The following is a 19,511-nucleotide window of genomic DNA, read 5'->3' as shown; positions in this document are numbered from 1 at the left end:
GCCCGTACAGGGCCACGCCGATATACGTGTGGGCTAACGTCAATATACGCATGAAGCGATGCCGATATACGCATGCGAAAGCGAACATGGAAGACCCTCGTTCAAGGACGGCCCAAATAGCGAAAGATCAGTTCCACTTGCAGGGAGGTGAAAATCCGCTGCCGGTTTTGGTAACCTGTCTCGTCCAGCTCATCGCTGAGCTTCTGATGATGTCGGACCCATCCCGCCAAGCGGTTGAGAGCGGAACTCGGACTGATATCGGGAGCATAGGCCATGGCCAACTCCCGTTTGCTATAAGGGCGCACCGGCCACCCTTCCTGATATTCGTTATTTGTCTGCATAAAATAGGTGTTTTTCAATTCATTTACAGGAATAAAGATACTGAAAAAGTACGAATCCGGCAACGATCCGATCCACTAATATTCATCTTTTATCACCTTATATACCCCGATTTCACACCGCCTCTACGAGACTCATTCCGGAGGAAACCGGAAGTCGTACATTCGTAATCGAAAACAGATCGATCCCATTTTCAATTATCAATTATCAATTTTTAATTATTAAAACTATGGCATTAAATTACAGTGTGGCCCTTCGGCCCAACCCTTTGAAGAAAGACGAGCCGGCGAAAGCGTACGCCACGGCACAGGTCAATGGAGAGCTGTCGCTCAAGCAACTGAGTCGCCGGGTATCCATGCAAACCACCGTCAGCCGTGCGGACGTGGTAGCGGTATTGATCTCCACCGTCGAGAACCTGCTCGATGCCCTCCAAGAGGGAAAGCAGGTGGATTTCGGCGATTTAGGCAAATTCCGTCTACAGATACTCAACGAGGGGGCGGAGAGTCTTGAGAAATTCACATCTACAAACATCACCGGTGTCAACATCCAGTATATACCGGGTGAGGACCTGAAGAACATCTTCGCCGGACTGGAGTTCCAGCCGGTGGCCAGTCGCAAGGCTCAGCAAGCCGTGCTTCGTGCGGAGAAGGCTGGGGAGACCTCTGTCGATATCAGCAAGAAGCCCGCTTCCGGAGGGGACGACTCGGAATCGCCTGACGAGATCTAGCGTGTCACTTTTGGCTTGCACCCAATCGGTATGTCACTTTTGGCTTGACCCAAAAGTAACCAAAAGGTCAAGGCTGACGCTGACGGGCTACTTCGAGACCTGCGCTCGCTGTCGCATCCCAACTCGCTTCGCTCAAACAGGGACGCTCCTGTCGCTCACTTCGGCCGCCTCGCTTCACGCCCGTCCGCTGAGGCCGTCCAAAGGAAAGCGTCGCTTTCCTCTTATATCAGCCGGGATATCATTATTCATTGTTCACTATTAATTATTAATTATCATGAAGAAGTCTGTTTGGAGTACCATTCTCAAAGTGATCATCGCCGTTGCTACCGCCATCGCAGGGGCCTTCGGCCTGCAAGCTTGCCAATTGTTTTAGCAAGCCTCCCCCACCCGTTCCCACTCCCTAAAGAAGACAACCTCCCCAAAAGAGGACACCCTCTACCAGAAGGACAGTCTTTCTCAAGGGGCCGGCCTCTCCTCAAAGAGCCGGGAACGGCTCTCCATCCGGCCTTAGCGGGCGGGCGTAAAGCGAGGCGGCCGAAGTGAGCGACAGGAGCGTCCCTGTTTGAGCGAAGCGAGTTGGGATGCGACAGCGAGCGAAGGCCGACGAGTAGCCCGTCAGCGTCAGCCTTGAACTTTTGGTTACTTTTCTTTCAAGAGAAAAGTAACACACAAACTAAAAAAAGAATAAAAATGAAACAATATTGCTTTTACCAGAATTACAGGGAGGTTCGCCTCCTTGTAATTCATTGCAGCGCAACACGCTACGACCGGGATTTTCCCGTGGAAGCGCTTCGAAGCGCACATAAGGATCGTGGGTTCGCCGACATCGGCTATCATTACTATATCACCCGGGATGGTGAGCTGCACCGCTGCCGGCCGGAGAACCAGATCGGGGCACACGCCTCGGGCTGGAACGATCACAGTCTGGGTATTTGCTACGAGGGCGGATTGGATGAGCGAGGACTTCCCGCGGATACCCGGACGTATGCCCAGCGGTGTACCTTGATGGACCTGTTACGGCAATTACGAAGGGATTACCCGTCGGCACGTATCTTAGGACATTATCAACTCAGCACCAACATTCGCAAGGCTTGCCCCTGCTTCGACGCAGAGAAAGAATATGCGGAATTGTATTAGGCTTCGTGATATTTGAATAGGCAACAGATTTTTTCGTATGTTTGCGGACAATATAGAAAATAAACAAAAAGATACGACATGAACTACTACGAACTTAGTTTCACATACACCTCCCCTATCGAGAAAGAGATTATCAATGACGTGCTGGCCGCCGAGTTGGGGGAAATCGGTTTTGAGAGCTTTACGGAAAGCGAGAAGGGTTTGCTGGGATATATATCCGAGGCTTTATACGACAAAAAGACATTGGATGATAAACTGGTCGACTTTCCGCTAGAGAATACCCGGATCGATTACACCTCCAAATGGGTAGAAAGCAAGGACTGGAATGAGGAATGGGAGAAGAATTATTTCAAACCCATCCGGATCGGAAGCGAATGCATCATCCGTGCCTCCTTCCACGAGGCGGAGCCCGGCTATACATATAATATAATAATAGACCCGAAAATGGCTTTCGGCACCGGCAATCACGAAACGACTTATTTGATGATAAGCGAGATGCTGAAACTAGACCTAGAAGGCAAGGAGCTACTGGATATGGGATGCGGCACAGCCGTGCTGGCCATCTTGGCCCGGCTGAAAGGGGCGAAACGGGTAGCGGCCATCGACATCGACGAATGGGCTTATAACAACGCCCTAGAGAATATCCGCCTGAATCATACCGAAGACATACAAGTTGCCTTGGGCGGCGCCGAGAAAATCAAGGAATTCGGACTATTCGACATCGTCTTTGCCAATATCAACCGGAACATCCTCCTGAATGACATTTGTCAATATACAAACAGTATGAAACAGGGAAGCATCCTATTTATGAGCGGCTTTTATGTAGAAGATATCCCGGCGATAGAAGCTGAATGTCAGAAAAACGGGCTGAAATTGGATTCTTATAACGAAAGAAATAACTGGGTTGCCGTGAAGGTCTTAAAAGGATAACTTTTTTTAACAACAAAAGTTAAGACAAGGATAAACCTTAATCCAAATAAATACGTTATCTTAGTGGAAACTTCTAAAAAGAAAAAGTTATGAAAAGCGTAGATTCAAAATTATTACTTGGCCTTGTAGTAGGCGCGGCTGTTGGTGCCGCTGTAGGTTATTTGGCAGCGACAGATAAGAGAGAACAATTACTGGAAGAATTGAACGGTGTTGTCGGAAAAGTAAAAGAAGGTTTTAACTCCGCTCTTGCCAAATATAAAGAAGGAAAGCAAGAAGTAGTACAGGCAACAGAAGAAATCGTAGCTGAATAAGCTTTGTATGGAGAAAGATTCAGGAACAGTCTTCCGTGAGCTGAAAGAAGATGTATCGGCTTATGTGGAGTTAAAACTTGAGCTCCTAAAGTTGAGTACATATGAGAGAACGGGTAAAGTCATAGCCGTTCTCTCATATGGCTTGATATTATTGTTTTTGGCATTCTTCGCCATCTTGTTCATATTCTTGGCCTTGGGCTTCTTCCTAGGGGATTGGCTCGGCTCCTCCGGGTTCGGATTCGGTATCGTGGCGGTCTTGTACCTGCTACTTATCGGCATTATAATAATGAATAGGGACAGGATCAGCACAAAAGTATTAAATGAGGTAATAGCCGCCATGACGGCGAATGACGATAAAAATAATGCGACAAACGATGAACAACCAGCAAACCCCACTGGAGAAACTGATTTCTGACAAAGAACGCATACAGAGACAATGTAAGCGGCAGGAACAGAAATTGAATGAGGATTTCTCTTATATACAGGAGAACGCCGGAAGTTTGTTGTTATCCGGACTATCGTCTCTCCTTTTCCCTAGCAATAAGTCAACGACAAAAACAAACGACAAGAACACAGCTCCCGTAACGGCCGGACAACCCTCCATCGCTTTAGGGATCTCAGACTATTTATCCATAGCGAAAGGTATGATTCCCATCGCTTGGGATCTCGCTCAACCATTTATTATGACGTGGGGAATCAAAAAAGCGAAAAAATGGTTCTCAAATCTCTTATTCAAGAAAAAGAAATAACCTCCAACAATTAATTTATGTTAGAGGGCAGTTTTTTTCTCGCTATATTATAAGGCTCAATACAAAAAACATGACTACATTTGCAGTCGTTAAAGCAAGGATAAAATGAATATCTACTCCTTGCGATGGATAAGAGATAAAAATAAAGACTTATTATTAATAAACCCATAAAAAGTTTTATTACAATGATCAAACTAGGTATTAACGGTTTTGGCCGTATCGGACGTATGGTGTTCCGTGCTGCAGTTGCTAACTTTGGCAACGATATTCAAGTTGTAGGTATCAACGACCTTTTGGATGCTGATTACTTGGCATACATGTTGAAATATGACTCAGTACACGGTCGTTTCGACGGCGAAGTAGCTGTAGAAGACGGCGCTTTGGTTGTAAACGGTAACAAGATCCGTTTAACTGCTGAGATGGATCCTGCTAACTTGAAATGGAACGAGGTTGACGCTGACGTTGTTGTTGAGTCTACTGGTTTCTTCTTGACAGACGAGACAGCTCGCAAGCACATCCAAGCTGGCGCTAAGAAAGTTATCATGTCTGCTCCTTCTAAGGACGCTACTCCTATGTTCGTTTACGGTGTTAACCATACAACTTACGCAGGTCAAGACATTATCTCTAACGCTTCTTGTACTACAAACTGCTTGGCTCCTATCGCTAAGGTTTTGAACGACAAGTTCGGTATCGTTAAAGGTTTGATGACGACAGTTCACGCTGCTACAGCTACTCAGAAGACTGTAGACGGTCCTTCTAAGAAAGACTGGAGAGGTGGTCGTGGTATCCTTGAGAACATCATCCCTTCTTCAACGGGTGCCGCTAAGGCTGTAGGTAAAGTATTACCTGTATTGAACGGCAAATTGACAGGTATGGCTTTCCGTGTACCGACTTCTGATGTTTCTGTTGTTGACTTGACAGTAGTTCTTGAGAAAGAGGCTTCTATGGCTGACATCTGCGCTGCAATGAAGGAAGCTTCTGAAGGCGAATTGAAAGGTGTTCTTGGTTATACTGAAGACGCAGTTGTTTCAACTGACTTCCGTGGCTGTGCTAACACTTCTATCTTCGACGCTAAAGCTGGTATCTCTTTGGATTCTAACTTCGCTAAGATCGTATCTTGGTACGACAACGAGTGGGGTTATTCAAACAAAGTTTGTGAGATGGCTCGCGTTATCGCTGGTAAGTAATTTATTACCACTCTACATAGAAAAGGCTATCCTCTTTGAGGATGGCCTTTTTTTTCGTACGTTTGTATCATGAAATCATATGAACTTATCACGATTCTAGGGCCTACGGCTTCCGGAAAGACGACCTTCGCCGCCGCTCTCGCCGCCCAGTTGGATACGGAGATCATCAGCGCTGATTCCCGGCAGATCTATCGTTCTATGGATATCGGGACGGGTAAGGATTTGGCCGATTACAACGTGAATGGAAAACAAATCCCCTATCACTTGATCGATATCTGCGAGCCCGGCTATAAATATAACGTATTTGAGTATCAGCATGACTTTTTCCGGGTCTATGAGGATATGAAGCGGAGGGGTAAACTCCCGATCTTATGCGGAGGAACCGGGATGTACATAGAGGCCGTATTAAAAGGATATAAGCTATTAGACGTGCCTCAAAATCCTGAGCTAAGGGAATCCTTGAGGAATAAAACCTTGGAGGAGCTGGAAACCATCCTCGCCTCTTATAAGATATTACATAATAAAACGGACGTGGACACCGCCCAGCGGGCTATCCGTGCGATCGAGATCGAGGAGTATTATAAGACTCAGGCACCAGACGTAAATGAATATAATCCGATCAACAGCCTGATCATCGGTATCCACATCGACCGGGAATTACGTAGGGAAAAAATATCCAGACGCTTGCGGACCCGGTTGGACGAAGGAATGGTGGATGAGGTTCGTACGATCTTGGCTACGGGTGTTAAACCGGAGGACTTGATCTATTACGGATTGGAATATAAGTTTCTTACTTTATATATTATCGGGGAGCTTTCTTTTGAGGAGATGGTCTCGCAACTCGAGATAGCGATCCATCAATTCGCCAAGAGGCAAATGACTTGGTTCCGGGGCATGGAACGCCGGGGTTGCGAGATTCATTGGATAGACGCCACCCTACCGACCGAAGAAAAAATAGCGACAACAATGCGAATTCTAAATAATCAGCTATGATAACAATAAACGATCTAAATAAAAGCGAGAACTTCTTCTTGATGGCAGGTCCTTGCGTAATCGAGGGGGAAGATATGGCGTTACGTATCGCCGAGAAAATAGTGGGTATCACGGAAAGACTGCATATACCCTATGTATTCAAAGGCTCCTATCGGAAAGCGAATCGCTCCCGTCTGGATTCTTTTACGGGCATCGGGGATGAGAAGGCGTTAAAGATCTTACGGAAGGTGGGCGAGACGTTCAATATTCCCACCGTTACCGACATCCATGAGACAACGGAAGCTGCCATGGCCGCCGAATATGTCGATGTCCTTCAAATCCCGGCTTTCCTATGCCGCCAAACGGATTTATTGGTAGCGGCGGCCGAGACCGGGAAGATCGTCAATATAAAGAAAGGACAGTTCCTTTCGCCGGGTGCCATGCAATTCGCCGTACAAAAGGTAGTGGACGCAGGAAATGATAATGTCATGATCACCGAGCGGGGAACGACATTCGGCTATACCGACCTTGTTGTCGATTTCCGGGGTATCCCGCAAATGCAAACATTCGGTTTCCCAGTCATTATGGATGTAACCCATTCCTTGCAGCAACCGAACCAAACCTCCGGCGTGACCGGTGGATTGCCCGCCCTTATCGAGACGATAGCGAAAGCCGCTATAGCCGTAGGCACGGACGGCCTGTTTATAGAGACCCACCCGGAACCAAGCCAAGCCAAATCCGACGGGGCCAATATGCTCAGACTGGATTTATTGGAAGATCTTTTGACACGTTTGGTACGTCTACGCCAAGCGATCCTATAAAAAATAAGGGGCCCTTACTAAAAAGGCCCCTTTATTTCTTATTTTTACGATCAATAATCTAATTATCCCATCTTGCTGATTTTCTTCAACCGATCTTCATCTATCAACTTAATCTTTCTACCGTCTAAAGCAATGATACGTTCCGCCACAAAGGTGGACAACGTGCGAATAGCATTCGATGTAGTCATATTAGATAGATTTGCCAGATCTTCACGAGCCAAATAGATGCTTAACGTAGCACCGTCTTCTTCCAGTCCGTAACTATCTTTCAGGAATAACAAAGATTCAGCTAATCGCCCACGAATATGTTTTTGCGTAAGGTTAACCGTACGTTCATCCGAGATACCGAGATCAATGGATAATTGTCGGATGAAAAACATAGCCAAATTCGGATTACTCATTAAAAGGCCCGTAACCACTGTCATAGGAATCATGCAAACCGTAGAAGCCTCGAATGCGGAAGCGTTCGTCAAGTAATCTTCTTGAGCGAAACTAGCCCGGTAACCAAAATACTGCACAGGCTTAATCATTCGGATAATCTGGCTTCTGCCACCTACTCCATCCTTGTAAATCTTCACTTTACCCTTTAACAAGCACATCATGTCCTTTGGTTCGTCGCCCTCGCAATAAATCAACTCGTTACGTTTGAAATGCTGGATCGTCGAATTACTACGGAGGATCTCACGTTCCTTATCGGTCAGAACCCTCCACACCTCTGATAAACTGGCCGATAAATCGACCTCTTCTTTTTGCTGTTTAACCACGACTGCTATATAACATACTTATGAAGCACAAATATACGATTTTTCTTTTGATAAAATAAAAACTTTTGTACGATTAATTACACCATATTGTAACATTTTACTTTCTTTCACGTCTAAACTGAAATTTATTCATTATGTTTGTCTGGAAAGAATGTAAAATCGTTGAAAAAGTTATATTCGATACTTACCTTGATTTTAATCTCTATAAGTATTTTCGCAAAGAGCACTGATACTTATAGTGATAAGATCCTGTCTTTTGGCAAGGGGAATCGAGAAACGAGAGAACGGGCGGACTCGATCATGCACCTTGTCATCGAAAAAGCGACCCAATACCAAAATACGGTATCGAAATACGAGGCTGAGATTTATATCAAAGGACGTACAGAAATTTTAAAACAAAATATGTTAATACGTCTCGCCCATCATATCTTTCCTATCGACCGGAAAAATAAGGATATGCTTTTTGAAATGGTCAGCCAATCTAAATTTAACGCCCCGCAGAATTATCTTCATGATCTAAAGGCGGTCAACGGAAACAGCATACCCAACGGGAAAAAGCAACAGGAGGCCTTGGCTTTCTTGAATTTGAACGTATATTCCCCTACCGCTTACGATGATGCCATCTTCATGCCGATAGCCAGCAACGCTTTTAAGTTTTATACGTTCAACTTGGAAGGGCTGGAGACTATCAACGGCTTGACGATTTACAAAATCCGTTTCCTGCCGAAGCAATGGAGCCAGAAATTGGTATGCGGGGATTTATATGTCATCGACCAGTCATGGACGATCGACAAGATCGATATGAACGGTCGTTACTCTTTCGCCGAATTCAACCTAGTCATGAGCTACGGACGGGATTTCAGGCGGTTCATCCTACCCGAGAAGGCGGATCTATTCCTCCGATACAGGGTATTGGGAAACGCGGTGGCAACCACCTACCATTCTTCCTTTAAGTATCAGGAAGTGGAATGGGTGGAGGAGGACAACGAAAGCCATAAGTGGAAATCCTTGGACCTGACCAATTATTACAAACTCTCGTCCGATACGGTTCCTATTATCAGGGATTCCACGTATTGGAATATCCATCGTGACAATCCCTTGAGTCCGGATGAAGCCCACTTATACAGTAAAGCCCAAGAGCAGAATATAAGTAAAATCGATACGGCCGATGATCTCCAGAAGTACGTTAAGCTAACGGAGCAGTTGACGAATACGGTCAATATGGATTATAAAACGACCCGTATTAAATATTCCGGCTTTCTAAATCCGTTCCAATTGGGTTATTCCGCCCGTAACGGCATCACTTACAAACAGCGATTCCGTATCAGCAAGACATTCGCCCGTGACAAACAAATTCGTTTCCGTCCGGAGATTGGTTACGTATTCAAGCTCAAGCAGATATTTTTCAAGGTCGGAGGCGATTGGGAATACTCGCCGCAGAAACGGGGAATCTTATCGGTAGAAGTAGGAAACAGTAATGAGAGTTATTCTTCCGAGATCACCCAAAAGATCAATGAGGAATTGAAGGATTCCACCTTCAATTTCGATGATTTAAACCTTGAGTATTTCAAACATTACTATGCGGAAATAAAAAACTCCATCGAGTTATTCAATGGGTTTCAATTAACGACGGGTATCACTTACCACCGGCGTATCCCCTCTAAAAAGAGAGTGGAGATCGATCCCGGGGATGATGTAGAGGAAATACTCAGCCAAAATTATAATGACTTTACGCCCACGCTCGGTTTCTCCTATACCCCCCGCCAATATTATCGCATGGACGGATACCGGAAGGAGTATGTCTATTCTTACTATCCCACGATATCAATCGAAATAGCGAGAGGTATCCCCGGAGTCGGGAAAAGCTCGGGAGATTACGGACGTATAGAGGCGGACGTGCATCAAAGCCTTATGCTTGGCCTATGCAGACGATTGAACTATCATATCAGCGCCGGTCTTTATACGCAACAGAAGTCTACCTATTTCGCGGACTTTAGGTATTTCACCCGCAGGAATTTCCCCGATACATGGGATGATCAGATCGGCGGAGTCTTCAATCTGCTGAAAGGCGAGTGGTTCAATGCCTCCGATAAGTATATACAAGCGCATTTCATGTATGAAAGCCCTTTTGTCTTATTCAAGATCCTCCGCATCAACTCCACGAAAAAGTTCATGCAAACGGCCTCACGTTATATCCTCTCCGAACGCTTTTATTGGAGCCAGCTATGGACACCGGTCTTGCCTAGCTATACGGAAGTCGGATACGGGATCGGGAACCATATCTTTAATATCGGGATATTCGCCGGATTCGATCGCTGGCATTACCAAAGCATGGGATTCAAGTTTGCCTTCGAGTTATTTCAATGAATGGATAGCGGGCGGGCTACCAATACCCCTTTACAGCTCTTTATCCCCTCGGCGTAATCTCGTAAGGAGGATGCTTGGATGATTACCTTTTTAGCGGAAGAAGAGGCATGGATAAATGTCAGTTGTCCATCCTTCCAATAGGCGATCCCGACATGCGTCACGTCCAGCCCCTTGATAGAAGTAACAAAACAGAGGATATCGCCATTCTTGATTCTGAACGAACATTTGTCGATCTCTTGTTTAGGCACATAATAATGAGGACGTAGGTTTATCTCCTTTTCCTTATCGGCCATCCTTCGAACTCTTTCCGGATGGTTCTTCAGTTGCTTATAGCTATCCGGATGCGTAGAGATAAAAGATAAATCCAAAGGTAGGGAGGCACCACCGATTTCCCTCCCCATATCTTTCACGATTCCTTTTCGCTCATTCTCATAGAACCAGTCCGTCATATAATGCAAACGATCCGTGTAATCCCCTATCGTACCCTCTCTGTACCGGAGCTGCTGTAAATTCTCACAGAAGTTCTCAAAGGTAGGATTTTCTTCCCACAGGGTGCGGGATAAAGCCAATACGGTCTCCGCGAATGTGGTACAATCCAGTTCCCGCAGATTGACCACCAAGCCCTCCGGCTCCTTTTCCAAGGTAGAGGCGACATAAGGAGTCCCCCGGAAGAAAAGGGCGGTATGGATCATTAGCTCGTCTAGGGGTAACGACTTCTTAGGTTCCATCTGAGTACAATACCGATCGAAAATAGCACGATCCTCATCCGTACAATACAACTTACGGGATGTATGCTCTTGGGCGTTCACTAAAAACACCATACATACACACATCCAAAAACCGAGCAGTATCATTCCCCTTCTCATAAGCTAATCCTTTTTCGTTTTCAGTAAATCCTCCAATTTCACCAGCTCGTCACGGAATTGGGCAGCCTCGATGAAATCCAGTTTCTTCGCTGCTTCCGTCATCTGTTTGCGAGTCCGCTCGATCGCCTTCTCAAGCTGCGTACGGTTCATGTATTGCACGACCGGGTCCGCCACCAAGCTTGGTTCCGGCTCTATATAAGCGTATGGCTCCGCCGTTTGTTGTTTCTCGGCAAGCATGGATACACTGTTTTTCATGACTTGCTTCGGAGTAATGCCATGCGCCTCGTTATAAGCCATCTGTTTCTCCCGCCGGCGATTGGTCTCGTCCATGGTCTGCTGCATACTCGCCGTGATCTTATCGGCATAGAAGATAACCTTTCCGTTCACGTTTCGGGCGGCACGTCCGGCTGTCTGCGTCAAGGATCGGTGGGAACGCAAAAAGCCTTCCTTATCCGCATCCAAGATAGCGACCAACGAGACTTCCGGTAAATCCAGCCCCTCGCGTAGCAGGTTGACACCGATCAGCACGTCAAACAGGCCCTTCCGCAGGTCATCCATAATCTGTACCCGCTCCAAGGTATCTACATCGCTATGTATATAGTTGCATCGTACCCCCATGCGGGTCATATACGTAGTCAGCTCTTCCGCCATACGCTTGGTCAAGGTAGTCACCAAGACTCGTTCGTCTTTTGCCGAGCGCTGCGTGATCTCCTCCATCAAGTCGTCGATTTGGTTTAATGAAGGACGGACATCGATAATCGGGTCCAGCAGGCCTGTCGGACGTATCACCTGCTCCACCACCACTCCCTCGCTCTTTATCAACTCGTAATCGGCGGGAGTAGCGCTCACATAAATGCCTAGAGGCGTCAACGACTCGAACTCATCGAAGGTAAGCGGACGGTTATCCATCGCCGAGGGCAAACGGAAACCATACTCCACCAAGTTTTTCTTCCGGGCATAATCCCCGCCATACATCGCACGAATCTGCGGGATCGTCACATGGCTCTCGTCTACGACTAGCATGAAGTCTTTCGGGAAATAGTCCAACAGGCAGAAAGGACGATCTCCCGCCGCGCGTCCGTCGAAATAACGGGAATAGTTCTCGATACCCGAGCAATGCCCTAGCTCCCGGATCATTTCCAGATCAAACGTGACACGCTCATACAGGCGTTTCGCCTCGAAGGGCTTACCGATCTCCTTGAGGAAATTCACCTGCGTCCCCAGATCCACATCGATCTGACCGATCGCCGTATTGATACGCTCTTGGGTGGTCACGAATAAATTGGTAGGATAAATATTCAGCTCATCTTGCTCATCATACTCCTCGCCTGTCAACGGATTGAAAGAGGAGATGCGGTCTATCTCATCATCCCAGAACTCGATACGGTACGCCATGCCGTCGAAGGTCTCGATCGCCGGGAAAATATCCACCGTATCGCCATTCACACGGAAACAGCCGCTTTTGAACTCCAGCTTATTATTCACGTACAGAGCGTCTACAAACCGGCGCAACAACTTATCCCGGTCGATACGCATACCCCGTTCCAGATGCGTCACTTTCTCGGCGAAAGCCGTAGGGTCTGCCATGCCATATAAGCAGGACACGGATGAGACCACGATCACGTCCTTACGACCCGACAATAAGGAAGCCGTGGCCCTCAAACGCAGCTTATCGATCTCCTCATTGATCGCCAAGTCTTTCTCTATATAGGTATCGGTAGAAGGTAGATAGGCCTCCGGCTGGTAATAATCATAATAAGAGACAAAGTACTCTACCGCATTATTGGGGAAAAACGCTTTAAACTCACCGTATAACTGAGCGGCAAGCGTCTTATTATGACTGAGTATCAAGGTCGGTCTCTGAACTTCCTTTATCACGTTAGCGATCGTAAACGTCTTACCCGAACCGGTAACACCTAAAAGTGTCTGGAAAGGAACGCCGTTCTTGATCCCTTCCGACAATGCCGCAATCGCCTCGGGTTGGTCACCCGTGGGACTGAACGAAGACGATATTTCAAAATTCATTCTTTATCCGATCTGTTGTTTAGGCATTATCAACCATAATATGACGTAAAGCAGTATACCGAATCCGGCGAAAAGAACCATCAATACCCATACGATCCGTACGATCGTCGGATCGATATCCAAGTATTCCGCAAGACCGGCACAAACGCCACCTATCATCTTATCATCCGAACGAGTCAATCTTTTCTTCTCTTCCATTATCCTCTATTTTAACAATTAGACAGTATACACGCAAAGATAATTTTTTCCTTCTAATAAAATAACAACTCCAGTCGATAATTCTTACAATTACGACAATGCCCATTGCAGGCTCTTTATAATGGGCATTATAAAGCACTTACAATGGGCATTCAACACCGCTTACAATTGCGGTTAAGCAGCCTATCGTTCCAGCAACTCTTGCAAATATTTACGAGTTTGGATCACATAATCATGGCGAGTACCATTCAGCTCACATTCAATTGTTATAGCGCCCTTGAATCCTTGTTTTTTCAACTCAGCGATCACAGCGGGGAAATCTACATCGCCCGTAGGGATCGGTACCTCACGGCCCAGCTCATACGGATTGCCAGGATCCGGATACTTGCCATCCTTCGCATGGAACTCCTTAATCAAGTTACCAAACAACTTGACCGCATCCAAGGAGTTCGACTTGCCATACATTAGTAAATTCGCCAAATCACAATTGATAAACAAATTACCCGTACCGATATCCCGGATCGCACGAATTAAAGTGATAGGAGTCTCCTGCCCTGTCTCGAAATAAATCATGACATTACGCTCCTTCGCATAAGTAGCCAAGCCACGCATCACCTCGATGAAATCCTTATACTGCACCGAAGACGGATCCTCTGGAATAAATCCAAAATGCGAGTGCATAGCCGGAATACCTGCCTGCACACAAAAATCGATCATTTTACGGTATACGTCCAACTTCTCGGAACGCTCATCGGTAGGTACCAGGCCGATCGTGGCCGGTCCTTGACGAAAATTCCACGTACTTTTACTTCCCGGCACACCAACCAACGTAGTTACCCGGATCCGATGCTTCTTGGAAGCGGCCTTCACCTGCTCCGCCAATTCCTTCGTAAATCTTTTTTCACTATAATTTAACTCACAAGAACCAAAGCCCTGCTCATGCAGGTCTTTGAAGCTCTTGTCTATATCGCATACATCATATTGGATGACACCGATCGTGATCTGTTCCTGCGCCTTCATGACTGGACCAATCAAGGCCATAGCCACCGCGCACGTCCATATATAATTCCTAATGCTCATATTCCTTATTATTCAATCTAAGAATCAATTAATTATTGTTCCATAGTCGGATTGAACGTACCTCCCCAATTATTATTCTGCTCCAAATTCGGGTTCTCGTCCAAGTAAGTTTTCTTGATCGGGAAGAAATAGAAGCTTTCCTCGATCACGAACTGGCGCTCAGCTGCCTCCGTATAAGGAACTTGATGGATTACGTAGCGGAAATCACCGGTAGTCAACTCATTCTTGGCGATCCGGTCGCGAGCGATGTTCAAGTCCATATCCGAGCCATCCGGGTTGACTGCGATCGCCTCGATACCATGTTTTGTCCAACCGGCCAACATCATCATATTACGCGTACGGCGCAAGTCCCAGAAACGATGTCCCTCATAGCACAACTCGATATGACGCTCATCCAAAATCGCCTGACGGATCTCCTCACGGCTACCCACCTTCAAGCCATACAAACCATCAGCTCCAGCCTCTATACCCGCACGCTTGCGGATCTGTTTCAACAAATCGATAGCTACATCTGAATGCCCGTTCTCATTAGCGGCCTCCGCATAGATGAACATCACTTCGGCAAAGCGCATCAAGATATAATCAATATCGAACGTCATCACCTTGTCTTGTGTCAAGGAAAGATCGGACACTTTGTAATTATACATTCCAGAAAAAATATCATTGTTGGCCGCATTGACACCCGCATTCGGATTGACACCATATTGATCGTCCGCATTGCTCACACCCAAGGCATTATACATACGGTTGTCGGCAGGTCTACCAGCAACCGGCCATTCGCGTCCGTTATACAAACAAGCCCTGTTGAAACGCGGATCGCGATTCTTCCAGAAAGCCTTCAGCAAAGCCTGCTCGTCGCCCACGTAATACTTACCCGTAGGATCGTCGTAACGCTTACCATCCAACATCGGGAAATCCTTTACGAATTCCCAAGTAGGATTATGATAAGGTTTATCACGGCTCACGGAAGCCGGACGCGTCCCATACTCCCAAGTAGCGACACGGTTCGGATTTGAATAAATAACCGGGAAGATTACCTCCGGACCTTTTTCTTGTAACCAAATATCCGCCGGATTCTCAGTCAATGCGATGCCATTCTGCACACAAAAATCATACGCCTCCTTAGCCGCCACGTAAGCCTCTTTCCAGTATGCGTTATCATACATACGTTTCGGATTGAACTGAGGAGAAGCTTTCAGTAACAAGGTCTTTGCTTTCCAAGACTTTGCGAAACACTGGTCTATACGCCCATAATCACTGGAACTACCAGCAATCTTGGCAGGCAACAAGGAAATCGCATGATCCAAATCCTCTATCATAAACTGGAAACATTCCGGCGTAGAGTTACGTTTCACGTACAAATCATCCTTATCTTTATCTTGCGGCACTTTCAAATAAGGTACGCCACCATGATGCAACACCATCCAATAATACATATAGGCACGCATGAAATAGGCTTGTCCCAACATGAAATCCACAGCATCCTTATCCTCTATCACGCTAGACTCCAGTTTAAAGATCGCCTCATTGATATGGCGGATCTTGGTATAGTCCCATTTTTTATAACTATCCCCGGTCTCCGTGATCGTACCCAAATACCAAGGAATACCCGTCACTTGATCCGAATTTTGGTCGGCAGAAACACTCCATCCCTCAAAACACTCCTCATACAGATTGTTCACGTAAGCCTGAGCCAGATTAAGGTCTCCCCAAACCATAGACTCATCGTAGGTCTCTAGGTTGTCGATATCCAACGTGTCACAGCCTGTTGTCATTCCACCTAACAAAAAGGCTGTACTAATTATCGCGTATTTAAATTGAATCATTTTCATATCTTCCTATATTATATTTAGAATGAGAAATTAAGACCAAAAGAGAACGTTCTCATCAAAGGATAAGAATCATAATATTCCTGTTCCGGATCCAAGAACTCGGTCACAGCTGAAATACAGAATAAGTTAGTAGCGTTCGCAAATACCTGAGCATGCGTGATTCCTAACGGACGAAGAATAGCCATAGGCAAATCGTAACCAATATTCAGATTCTTCAAACGCAAATAAGCGCCATTACGCATCCAGTAACTCGTATTACCCGCTCCAGACTCATACCAACTCGTACCCGTGATACGTGGATAAACTCCATCCGGATTAAGTTCCGGATCGTACACTTTATCACTCGTCCAAATCGGGAAATAAGGACGAATCGTACCACCATGTTGATAGAAACCTTTATCTACGCCACCTACGAAGCGATCATATTTTCCGACTCCTTGAAAATGCACATCCAGCGTGATTCCCTTCCACTTGATACTACCGCCAAAACCATAATTGATACGCGGCGTACCATTCTCACTCAACAAATTATACTCATCATTGCTATCAATCCGTCCGTCTGGTCCCTCCGAGTAGCCATCACCTCTCGTATCCTTATACAAGATACCACCCAGATAGGGATCTCGTCCGAATTGCTTGAAACCTTTCGCCTTCAAGGCTTCCACCTCAGCCGGATCCGTCAGCAAGTGATCGGCGATCAGACCCGTCAAGATTCCCTCAGCCTTGCCCAATTTCGACAATGCATGCAGGTTACCCCCTTCTCGATAAGTGGCATCCTCATCCAATACATCCCAACGATCACGTGCGAATCCCAGATTCAAATAGGCGGAGTAAGTAATGTCGCCATTCGCAGCCTTATCCATCCAAGTCAAGGCCAACTCACCGCCTCGCCAAGAACGTTCGGCATAGTTTTCCGGAGCCAAAGCCTGTCCGTACGTGCTTGGGAGTGTCACCGTACGCGGTCCGAGGATATCTACCTCTTTCCGATAAAAGGCATCGAACGTTCCAGACAAACGATTATTGAAGAAACCAAAATCCAAACCACCATTATAAGTAGTAGAGGTTGCCCATGTCAAGGCATAGTTCGGAGTCGCTCCAGCCACAATCGTATTTGCCAAGTTATTACCGAAGATATATTTTTCACCCAGTTTGTACTTTTGCAAATAAGAGAACGCATCCACCTTGTCTACCGGGTTCTTGCTCAAATCCATATCGTTACCCGTCGTACCATAAGAGGCACGGATCTTCAAATTACTCAACCAATCGGACGTCGACTCCATAAACGACTCTTGGCTGATACGCCATGCGGCGGACACTGAGGGGAAAAAGCCCCAACGCTTACCTTCCGGGAAGAGGGTGTTACCATCGTAACGGAAAGAGAACTCGGCGATATACTTCTGATCGAATGTATAGTTGAAACGGCCGATCCAAGAAAGGCGCCCTCCGGTCTTCTCCTTCGCCTCGCCCCAGCGCCGCAAAGCATCGGACGAATAGTTGAACATCTGGTCTAAATTCGTAAGCGGAGACTCACCTTTGGCCGATACCTCCTCGCCACCATTAGATGCCTGCTCGAATACCACCATGGCTGCCACATCATGCTTACCGAACGTATTGGCATAATTCACGAACCAGTTGAATTGCTCGGTCCACAATTGTTTAGTCTTATACTCCAGATTCTCGTAATTCTGCGAGAAGTTGAAGGTATTATATTCATTCAGATTCAATGGAGCCGGCAAGAAACGATTGCCTTGCGGATCCGCTTGCTGGAATTTATAGTTTTTCTGGAAGGTCATAAAGCGCTTCCGGTTGTAATCGTGGCCCAGATAAGAGGCCATCACTTTCGTGCTCAAACCTTTCGTTATGAAATCAAGGTTGATATTAAACGAAACGATACCGTTCAAGTTACGCCGACGTGTCTTCAAATAACGGTTTCCAACCACTTGATCCACGGGATTCCATCCCTGCCAAGAACCATAGTCTTGATAGATCGGATAGTCCGTGATGGTGTTAGCGGGCGTTCCGTCTAAGTAAGAGTAAAACGGCGTTGTCTTCATTGCGTTGAAGGTACAACGGTATAAATCGTACACCGCTTGGTCGTCATCGTCTGAGAAAGGCCAGTAGAAACGCTTATCGTTCGATTGATTCGCATCCAAGTTCACATTCATGGTTATATACTTGGTCAAATCGACAGAAAGGTTCGAACGTAAAGAAAATTTCTTATTCGCCAATGACACATACGATCCCTCCTCGGCCAAGAACGATCCCATCACATAATACTTTACCTTGTCCGTACCACCGTTCACGCTCAAGGAGTGTTTCGTATTCCAGGGATTCTGCCAAATATAATCGTTCACGTTATAGTTGATCTTATTGTCACGGAAATAGGCATACTCCTCCTCGCCATTTGGAAGCGGCGTACCTTGGAAACGAGCTACCGCATTCTGATAGTCCAAATCATCAATCGCATCCCAACGGTCGGCAAACAATTCCTGAGTCGGTTTACTAAACGCATAAGAACCTTGGTAATTAAATATCGGTTTCTGATTTTTCGTTCCTCCCTTGGTCGTTACCAACACGACACCATTTCCTGCAGCGGAACCATAGATTGAGGCGGTAGCCGCATCTTTCAAAAAGCTCATTTGGTCTATTTCATAAGGTTCCAGCAAGTCAAAAGCCTCTTTATCGCGAATCACCCCATCAATAACGAACAAAGGATCACCGAATCCTCCACGCATACGGATCTCGGATTTAGCTCCCATCAAACCAGAGTTACCCGTGATCGTAGCTCCCGGCGCACGTCCGGCCAAAGAGTTTGAAAGGTTTGTACTCGGGATCACTGATAGATCATCTGCTTTCACGTTCGATATAGACCCGGTCATGTTCACTTTTTTCTGCACGCCATAACCTACGACAACGACCTCATCCAACTTCTGTGTATCCTCTTTCAAACGGATTTCCAACGTACTTTTCCCTGCCACAGGAATCTCGCGGTCTAGATATCCGATATAAGAAACCACCAAGATTGCGTTTTCAGGGACATTGATTAACGTAAACCTACCATCCATATCGGTAATCGTTCCGTTTGTCGTCCCTTTTACAAGAATGTTCGCACCAATCACAGGTATACCGGCTTCATCAATAACGGTACCCGTAAATCTTATATCACCCTGATTTACAGAATAATTATGGGGGGGGGGGGGGGGGGG

The 19,511-nt window shown here is 46.3% G+C and carries 19 protein-coding genes; 11 read left to right on the top strand and 8 right to left on the bottom strand.

Annotated elements, in window-relative coordinates:
* Positions 1-101 precede the first annotated feature (101 nt).
* The gene (locus DW205_RS13810; RefSeq protein ID WP_005865973.1) at positions 102-341 is read right to left on the bottom strand and encodes a DUF4248 domain-containing protein; all 240 of its coding nucleotides are present in this window, start codon (positions 339-341) and stop codon (positions 102-104) included.
* A gap of 227 nt (positions 342-568) precedes the next feature.
* Between DW205_RS13810 and DW205_RS13805 the strand changes: the two genes are divergently transcribed.
* From DW205_RS13805 to kdsA, 10 genes are all read left to right on the top strand, one after another.
* The gene (locus DW205_RS13805) at positions 569-1,066 is read left to right on the top strand and encodes an HU family DNA-binding protein (RefSeq protein ID WP_005865971.1); all 498 of its coding nucleotides are present in this window, start codon (positions 569-571) and stop codon (positions 1,064-1,066) included.
* 274 nt (positions 1,067-1,340) lie between these two features.
* Positions 1,341-1,439, top strand: coding sequence for a smalltalk protein (locus tag DW205_RS22155; RefSeq protein ID WP_005861849.1), 99 nt, complete (start codon positions 1,341-1,343; stop codon positions 1,437-1,439).
* A 317-nt stretch (positions 1,440-1,756) separates the two neighbouring features.
* Positions 1,757-2,203 carry an N-acetylmuramoyl-L-alanine amidase gene (locus DW205_RS13790; RefSeq protein WP_005865969.1) on the top strand — a complete coding sequence of 149 codons (447 nt, stop codon included), beginning with the start codon at positions 1,757-1,759 and terminating at the stop codon, positions 2,201-2,203.
* A 78-nt stretch (positions 2,204-2,281) separates the two neighbouring features.
* Complete coding sequence (gene prmA / locus DW205_RS13785) at positions 2,282-3,133, top strand: 50S ribosomal protein L11 methyltransferase (protein WP_005865966.1); 852 nt, start codon at positions 2,282-2,284, stop codon at positions 3,131-3,133.
* A gap of 89 nt (positions 3,134-3,222) precedes the next feature.
* Positions 3,223-3,444 carry a YtxH domain-containing protein gene (locus tag DW205_RS13780; protein WP_005861840.1) on the top strand — a complete coding sequence of 74 codons (222 nt, stop codon included), beginning with the start codon at positions 3,223-3,225 and terminating at the stop codon, positions 3,442-3,444.
* Between the two features lie 7 nt (positions 3,445-3,451).
* Entirely contained in the window at positions 3,452-3,859 is a 408-nt protein-coding gene (locus DW205_RS13775) for a phage holin family protein (protein WP_005861838.1), read from the top strand.
* Positions 3,819-4,193 (top strand): hypothetical protein, encoded by a 375-nt coding sequence (locus DW205_RS13770; RefSeq protein WP_005865964.1) that lies wholly within the window; start codon positions 3,819-3,821, stop codon positions 4,191-4,193. The genes DW205_RS13775 and DW205_RS13770 overlap by 41 nt, the downstream gene beginning before the upstream one ends.
* A 185-nt stretch (positions 4,194-4,378) precedes the next feature.
* Complete coding sequence (gene gap, locus DW205_RS13765) at positions 4,379-5,380, top strand: type I glyceraldehyde-3-phosphate dehydrogenase (protein ID WP_005861834.1); 1,002 nt, start codon at positions 4,379-4,381, stop codon at positions 5,378-5,380.
* A gap of 69 nt (positions 5,381-5,449) precedes the next feature.
* A complete protein-coding gene (miaA, locus tag DW205_RS13760) occupies positions 5,450-6,373 on the top strand; it encodes a tRNA (adenosine(37)-N6)-dimethylallyltransferase MiaA (protein ID WP_005861832.1) in 924 nt (307 codons plus the stop codon).
* On the top strand, positions 6,370-7,173 hold the full coding sequence (gene kdsA, locus DW205_RS13755) for a 3-deoxy-8-phosphooctulonate synthase (protein ID WP_005865962.1): 804 nt from the start codon (positions 6,370-6,372) through the stop codon (positions 7,171-7,173). The genes miaA and kdsA overlap by 4 nt, the downstream gene beginning before the upstream one ends.
* Before the next feature lie 62 nt (positions 7,174-7,235).
* Here the strand turns inward: kdsA and DW205_RS13750 are convergent, their stop codons facing one another.
* Complete coding sequence (locus tag DW205_RS13750; RefSeq protein ID WP_369799702.1) at positions 7,236-7,886, bottom strand: Crp/Fnr family transcriptional regulator; 651 nt, start codon at positions 7,884-7,886, stop codon at positions 7,236-7,238.
* 213 nt (positions 7,887-8,099) lie between these two features.
* On the opposite strand from DW205_RS13750, the gene DW205_RS13745 reads away from it, so the two are divergent.
* Positions 8,100-10,304, top strand: coding sequence for a DUF5686 family protein (locus DW205_RS13745; protein WP_121963103.1), 2,205 nt, complete (start codon positions 8,100-8,102; stop codon positions 10,302-10,304).
* Here DW205_RS13745 and DW205_RS13740 read toward each other — a convergent pair.
* The 6 genes from DW205_RS13740 to DW205_RS13715 form a co-directional block, all read right to left on the bottom strand.
* A complete protein-coding gene (locus DW205_RS13740) occupies positions 10,298-11,170 on the bottom strand; it encodes an N-acetylmuramoyl-L-alanine amidase-like domain-containing protein (protein WP_005865958.1) in 873 nt (290 codons plus the stop codon). The genes DW205_RS13745 and DW205_RS13740 overlap by 7 nt on opposite strands.
* A gap of 3 nt (positions 11,171-11,173) precedes the next feature.
* Positions 11,174-13,195, bottom strand: a complete 2,022-nt coding sequence (gene uvrB, locus DW205_RS13735; RefSeq protein WP_005865956.1) for an excinuclease ABC subunit UvrB — start codon at positions 13,193-13,195, stop codon at positions 11,174-11,176.
* 3 nt (positions 13,196-13,198) lie between these two features.
* Positions 13,199-13,393 carry a PspC domain-containing protein gene (locus DW205_RS13730; protein ID WP_005865954.1) on the bottom strand — a complete coding sequence of 65 codons (195 nt, stop codon included), beginning with the start codon at positions 13,391-13,393 and terminating at the stop codon, positions 13,199-13,201.
* A gap of 183 nt (positions 13,394-13,576) precedes the next feature.
* On the bottom strand, positions 13,577-14,473 hold the full coding sequence (locus DW205_RS13725) for a sugar phosphate isomerase/epimerase (RefSeq protein ID WP_005865953.1): 897 nt from the start codon (positions 14,471-14,473) through the stop codon (positions 13,577-13,579).
* Between the two features lie 32 nt (positions 14,474-14,505).
* Positions 14,506-16,305, bottom strand: a complete 1,800-nt coding sequence (locus DW205_RS13720) for a RagB/SusD family nutrient uptake outer membrane protein (protein ID WP_005865951.1) — start codon at positions 16,303-16,305, stop codon at positions 14,506-14,508.
* A 17-nt stretch (positions 16,306-16,322) separates the two neighbouring features.
* Entirely contained in the window at positions 16,323-19,466 is a 3,144-nt protein-coding gene (locus DW205_RS13715) for a TonB-dependent receptor (RefSeq protein ID WP_036623335.1), read from the bottom strand.
* Positions 19,467-19,511: the final 45 nt, after the last annotated feature.

The sequence above is a fragment of the Parabacteroides sp. AM17-47 genome, assembly GCF_003434625.1.
GTDB lineage: Bacteria > Bacteroidota > Bacteroidia > Bacteroidales > Tannerellaceae > Parabacteroides > Parabacteroides distasonis.
Note: the sequence above shows the minus strand (reverse complement) of the source record. Positions and strands in the feature narration are given on the sequence as shown.

Bases quoted from the DNA above. Each gene is read 5' to 3' on its own strand.
- DW205_RS13810 (WP_005865973.1), bottom strand. From the start codon at position 341: ATGCAGACAAATAACGAATATCAGGAAGGGTGGCCGGTGCGCCCTTAT.
- DW205_RS13775 (WP_005861838.1), top strand. From the start codon at position 3,452: ATGGAGAAAGATTCAGGAACAGTCTTCCGTGAGCTGAAAGAAGATGTA.
- DW205_RS13780 (WP_005861840.1), top strand. From the start codon at position 3,223: ATGAAAAGCGTAGATTCAAAATTATTACTTGGCCTTGTAGTAGGCGCG.
- gap (WP_005861834.1), top strand. From the start codon at position 4,379: ATGATCAAACTAGGTATTAACGGTTTTGGCCGTATCGGACGTATGGTG.
- uvrB (WP_005865956.1), bottom strand. From the start codon at position 13,195: ATGAATTTTGAAATATCGTCTTCGTTCAGTCCCACGGGTGACCAACCC.
- miaA (WP_005861832.1), top strand. From the start codon at position 5,450: ATGAAATCATATGAACTTATCACGATTCTAGGGCCTACGGCTTCCGGA.
- prmA (WP_005865966.1), top strand. From the start codon at position 2,282: ATGAACTACTACGAACTTAGTTTCACATACACCTCCCCTATCGAGAAA.
- DW205_RS13790 (WP_005865969.1), top strand. From the start codon at position 1,757: ATGAAACAATATTGCTTTTACCAGAATTACAGGGAGGTTCGCCTCCTT.
- DW205_RS13725 (WP_005865953.1), bottom strand. From the start codon at position 14,473: ATGAGCATTAGGAATTATATATGGACGTGCGCGGTGGCTATGGCCTTG.
- DW205_RS13720 (WP_005865951.1), bottom strand. From the start codon at position 16,305: ATGAAAATGATTCAATTTAAATACGCGATAATTAGTACAGCCTTTTTG.
- kdsA (WP_005865962.1), top strand. From the start codon at position 6,370: ATGATAACAATAAACGATCTAAATAAAAGCGAGAACTTCTTCTTGATG.
- DW205_RS13740 (WP_005865958.1), bottom strand. From the start codon at position 11,170: ATGAGAAGGGGAATGATACTGCTCGGTTTTTGGATGTGTGTATGTATG.
- DW205_RS13770 (WP_005865964.1), top strand. From the start codon at position 3,819: ATGAACAACCAGCAAACCCCACTGGAGAAACTGATTTCTGACAAAGAA.
- DW205_RS13805 (WP_005865971.1), top strand. From the start codon at position 569: ATGGCATTAAATTACAGTGTGGCCCTTCGGCCCAACCCTTTGAAGAAA.
- DW205_RS13730 (WP_005865954.1), bottom strand. From the start codon at position 13,393: ATGGAAGAGAAGAAAAGATTGACTCGTTCGGATGATAAGATGATAGGT.
- DW205_RS22155 (WP_005861849.1), top strand. From the start codon at position 1,341: ATGAAGAAGTCTGTTTGGAGTACCATTCTCAAAGTGATCATCGCCGTT.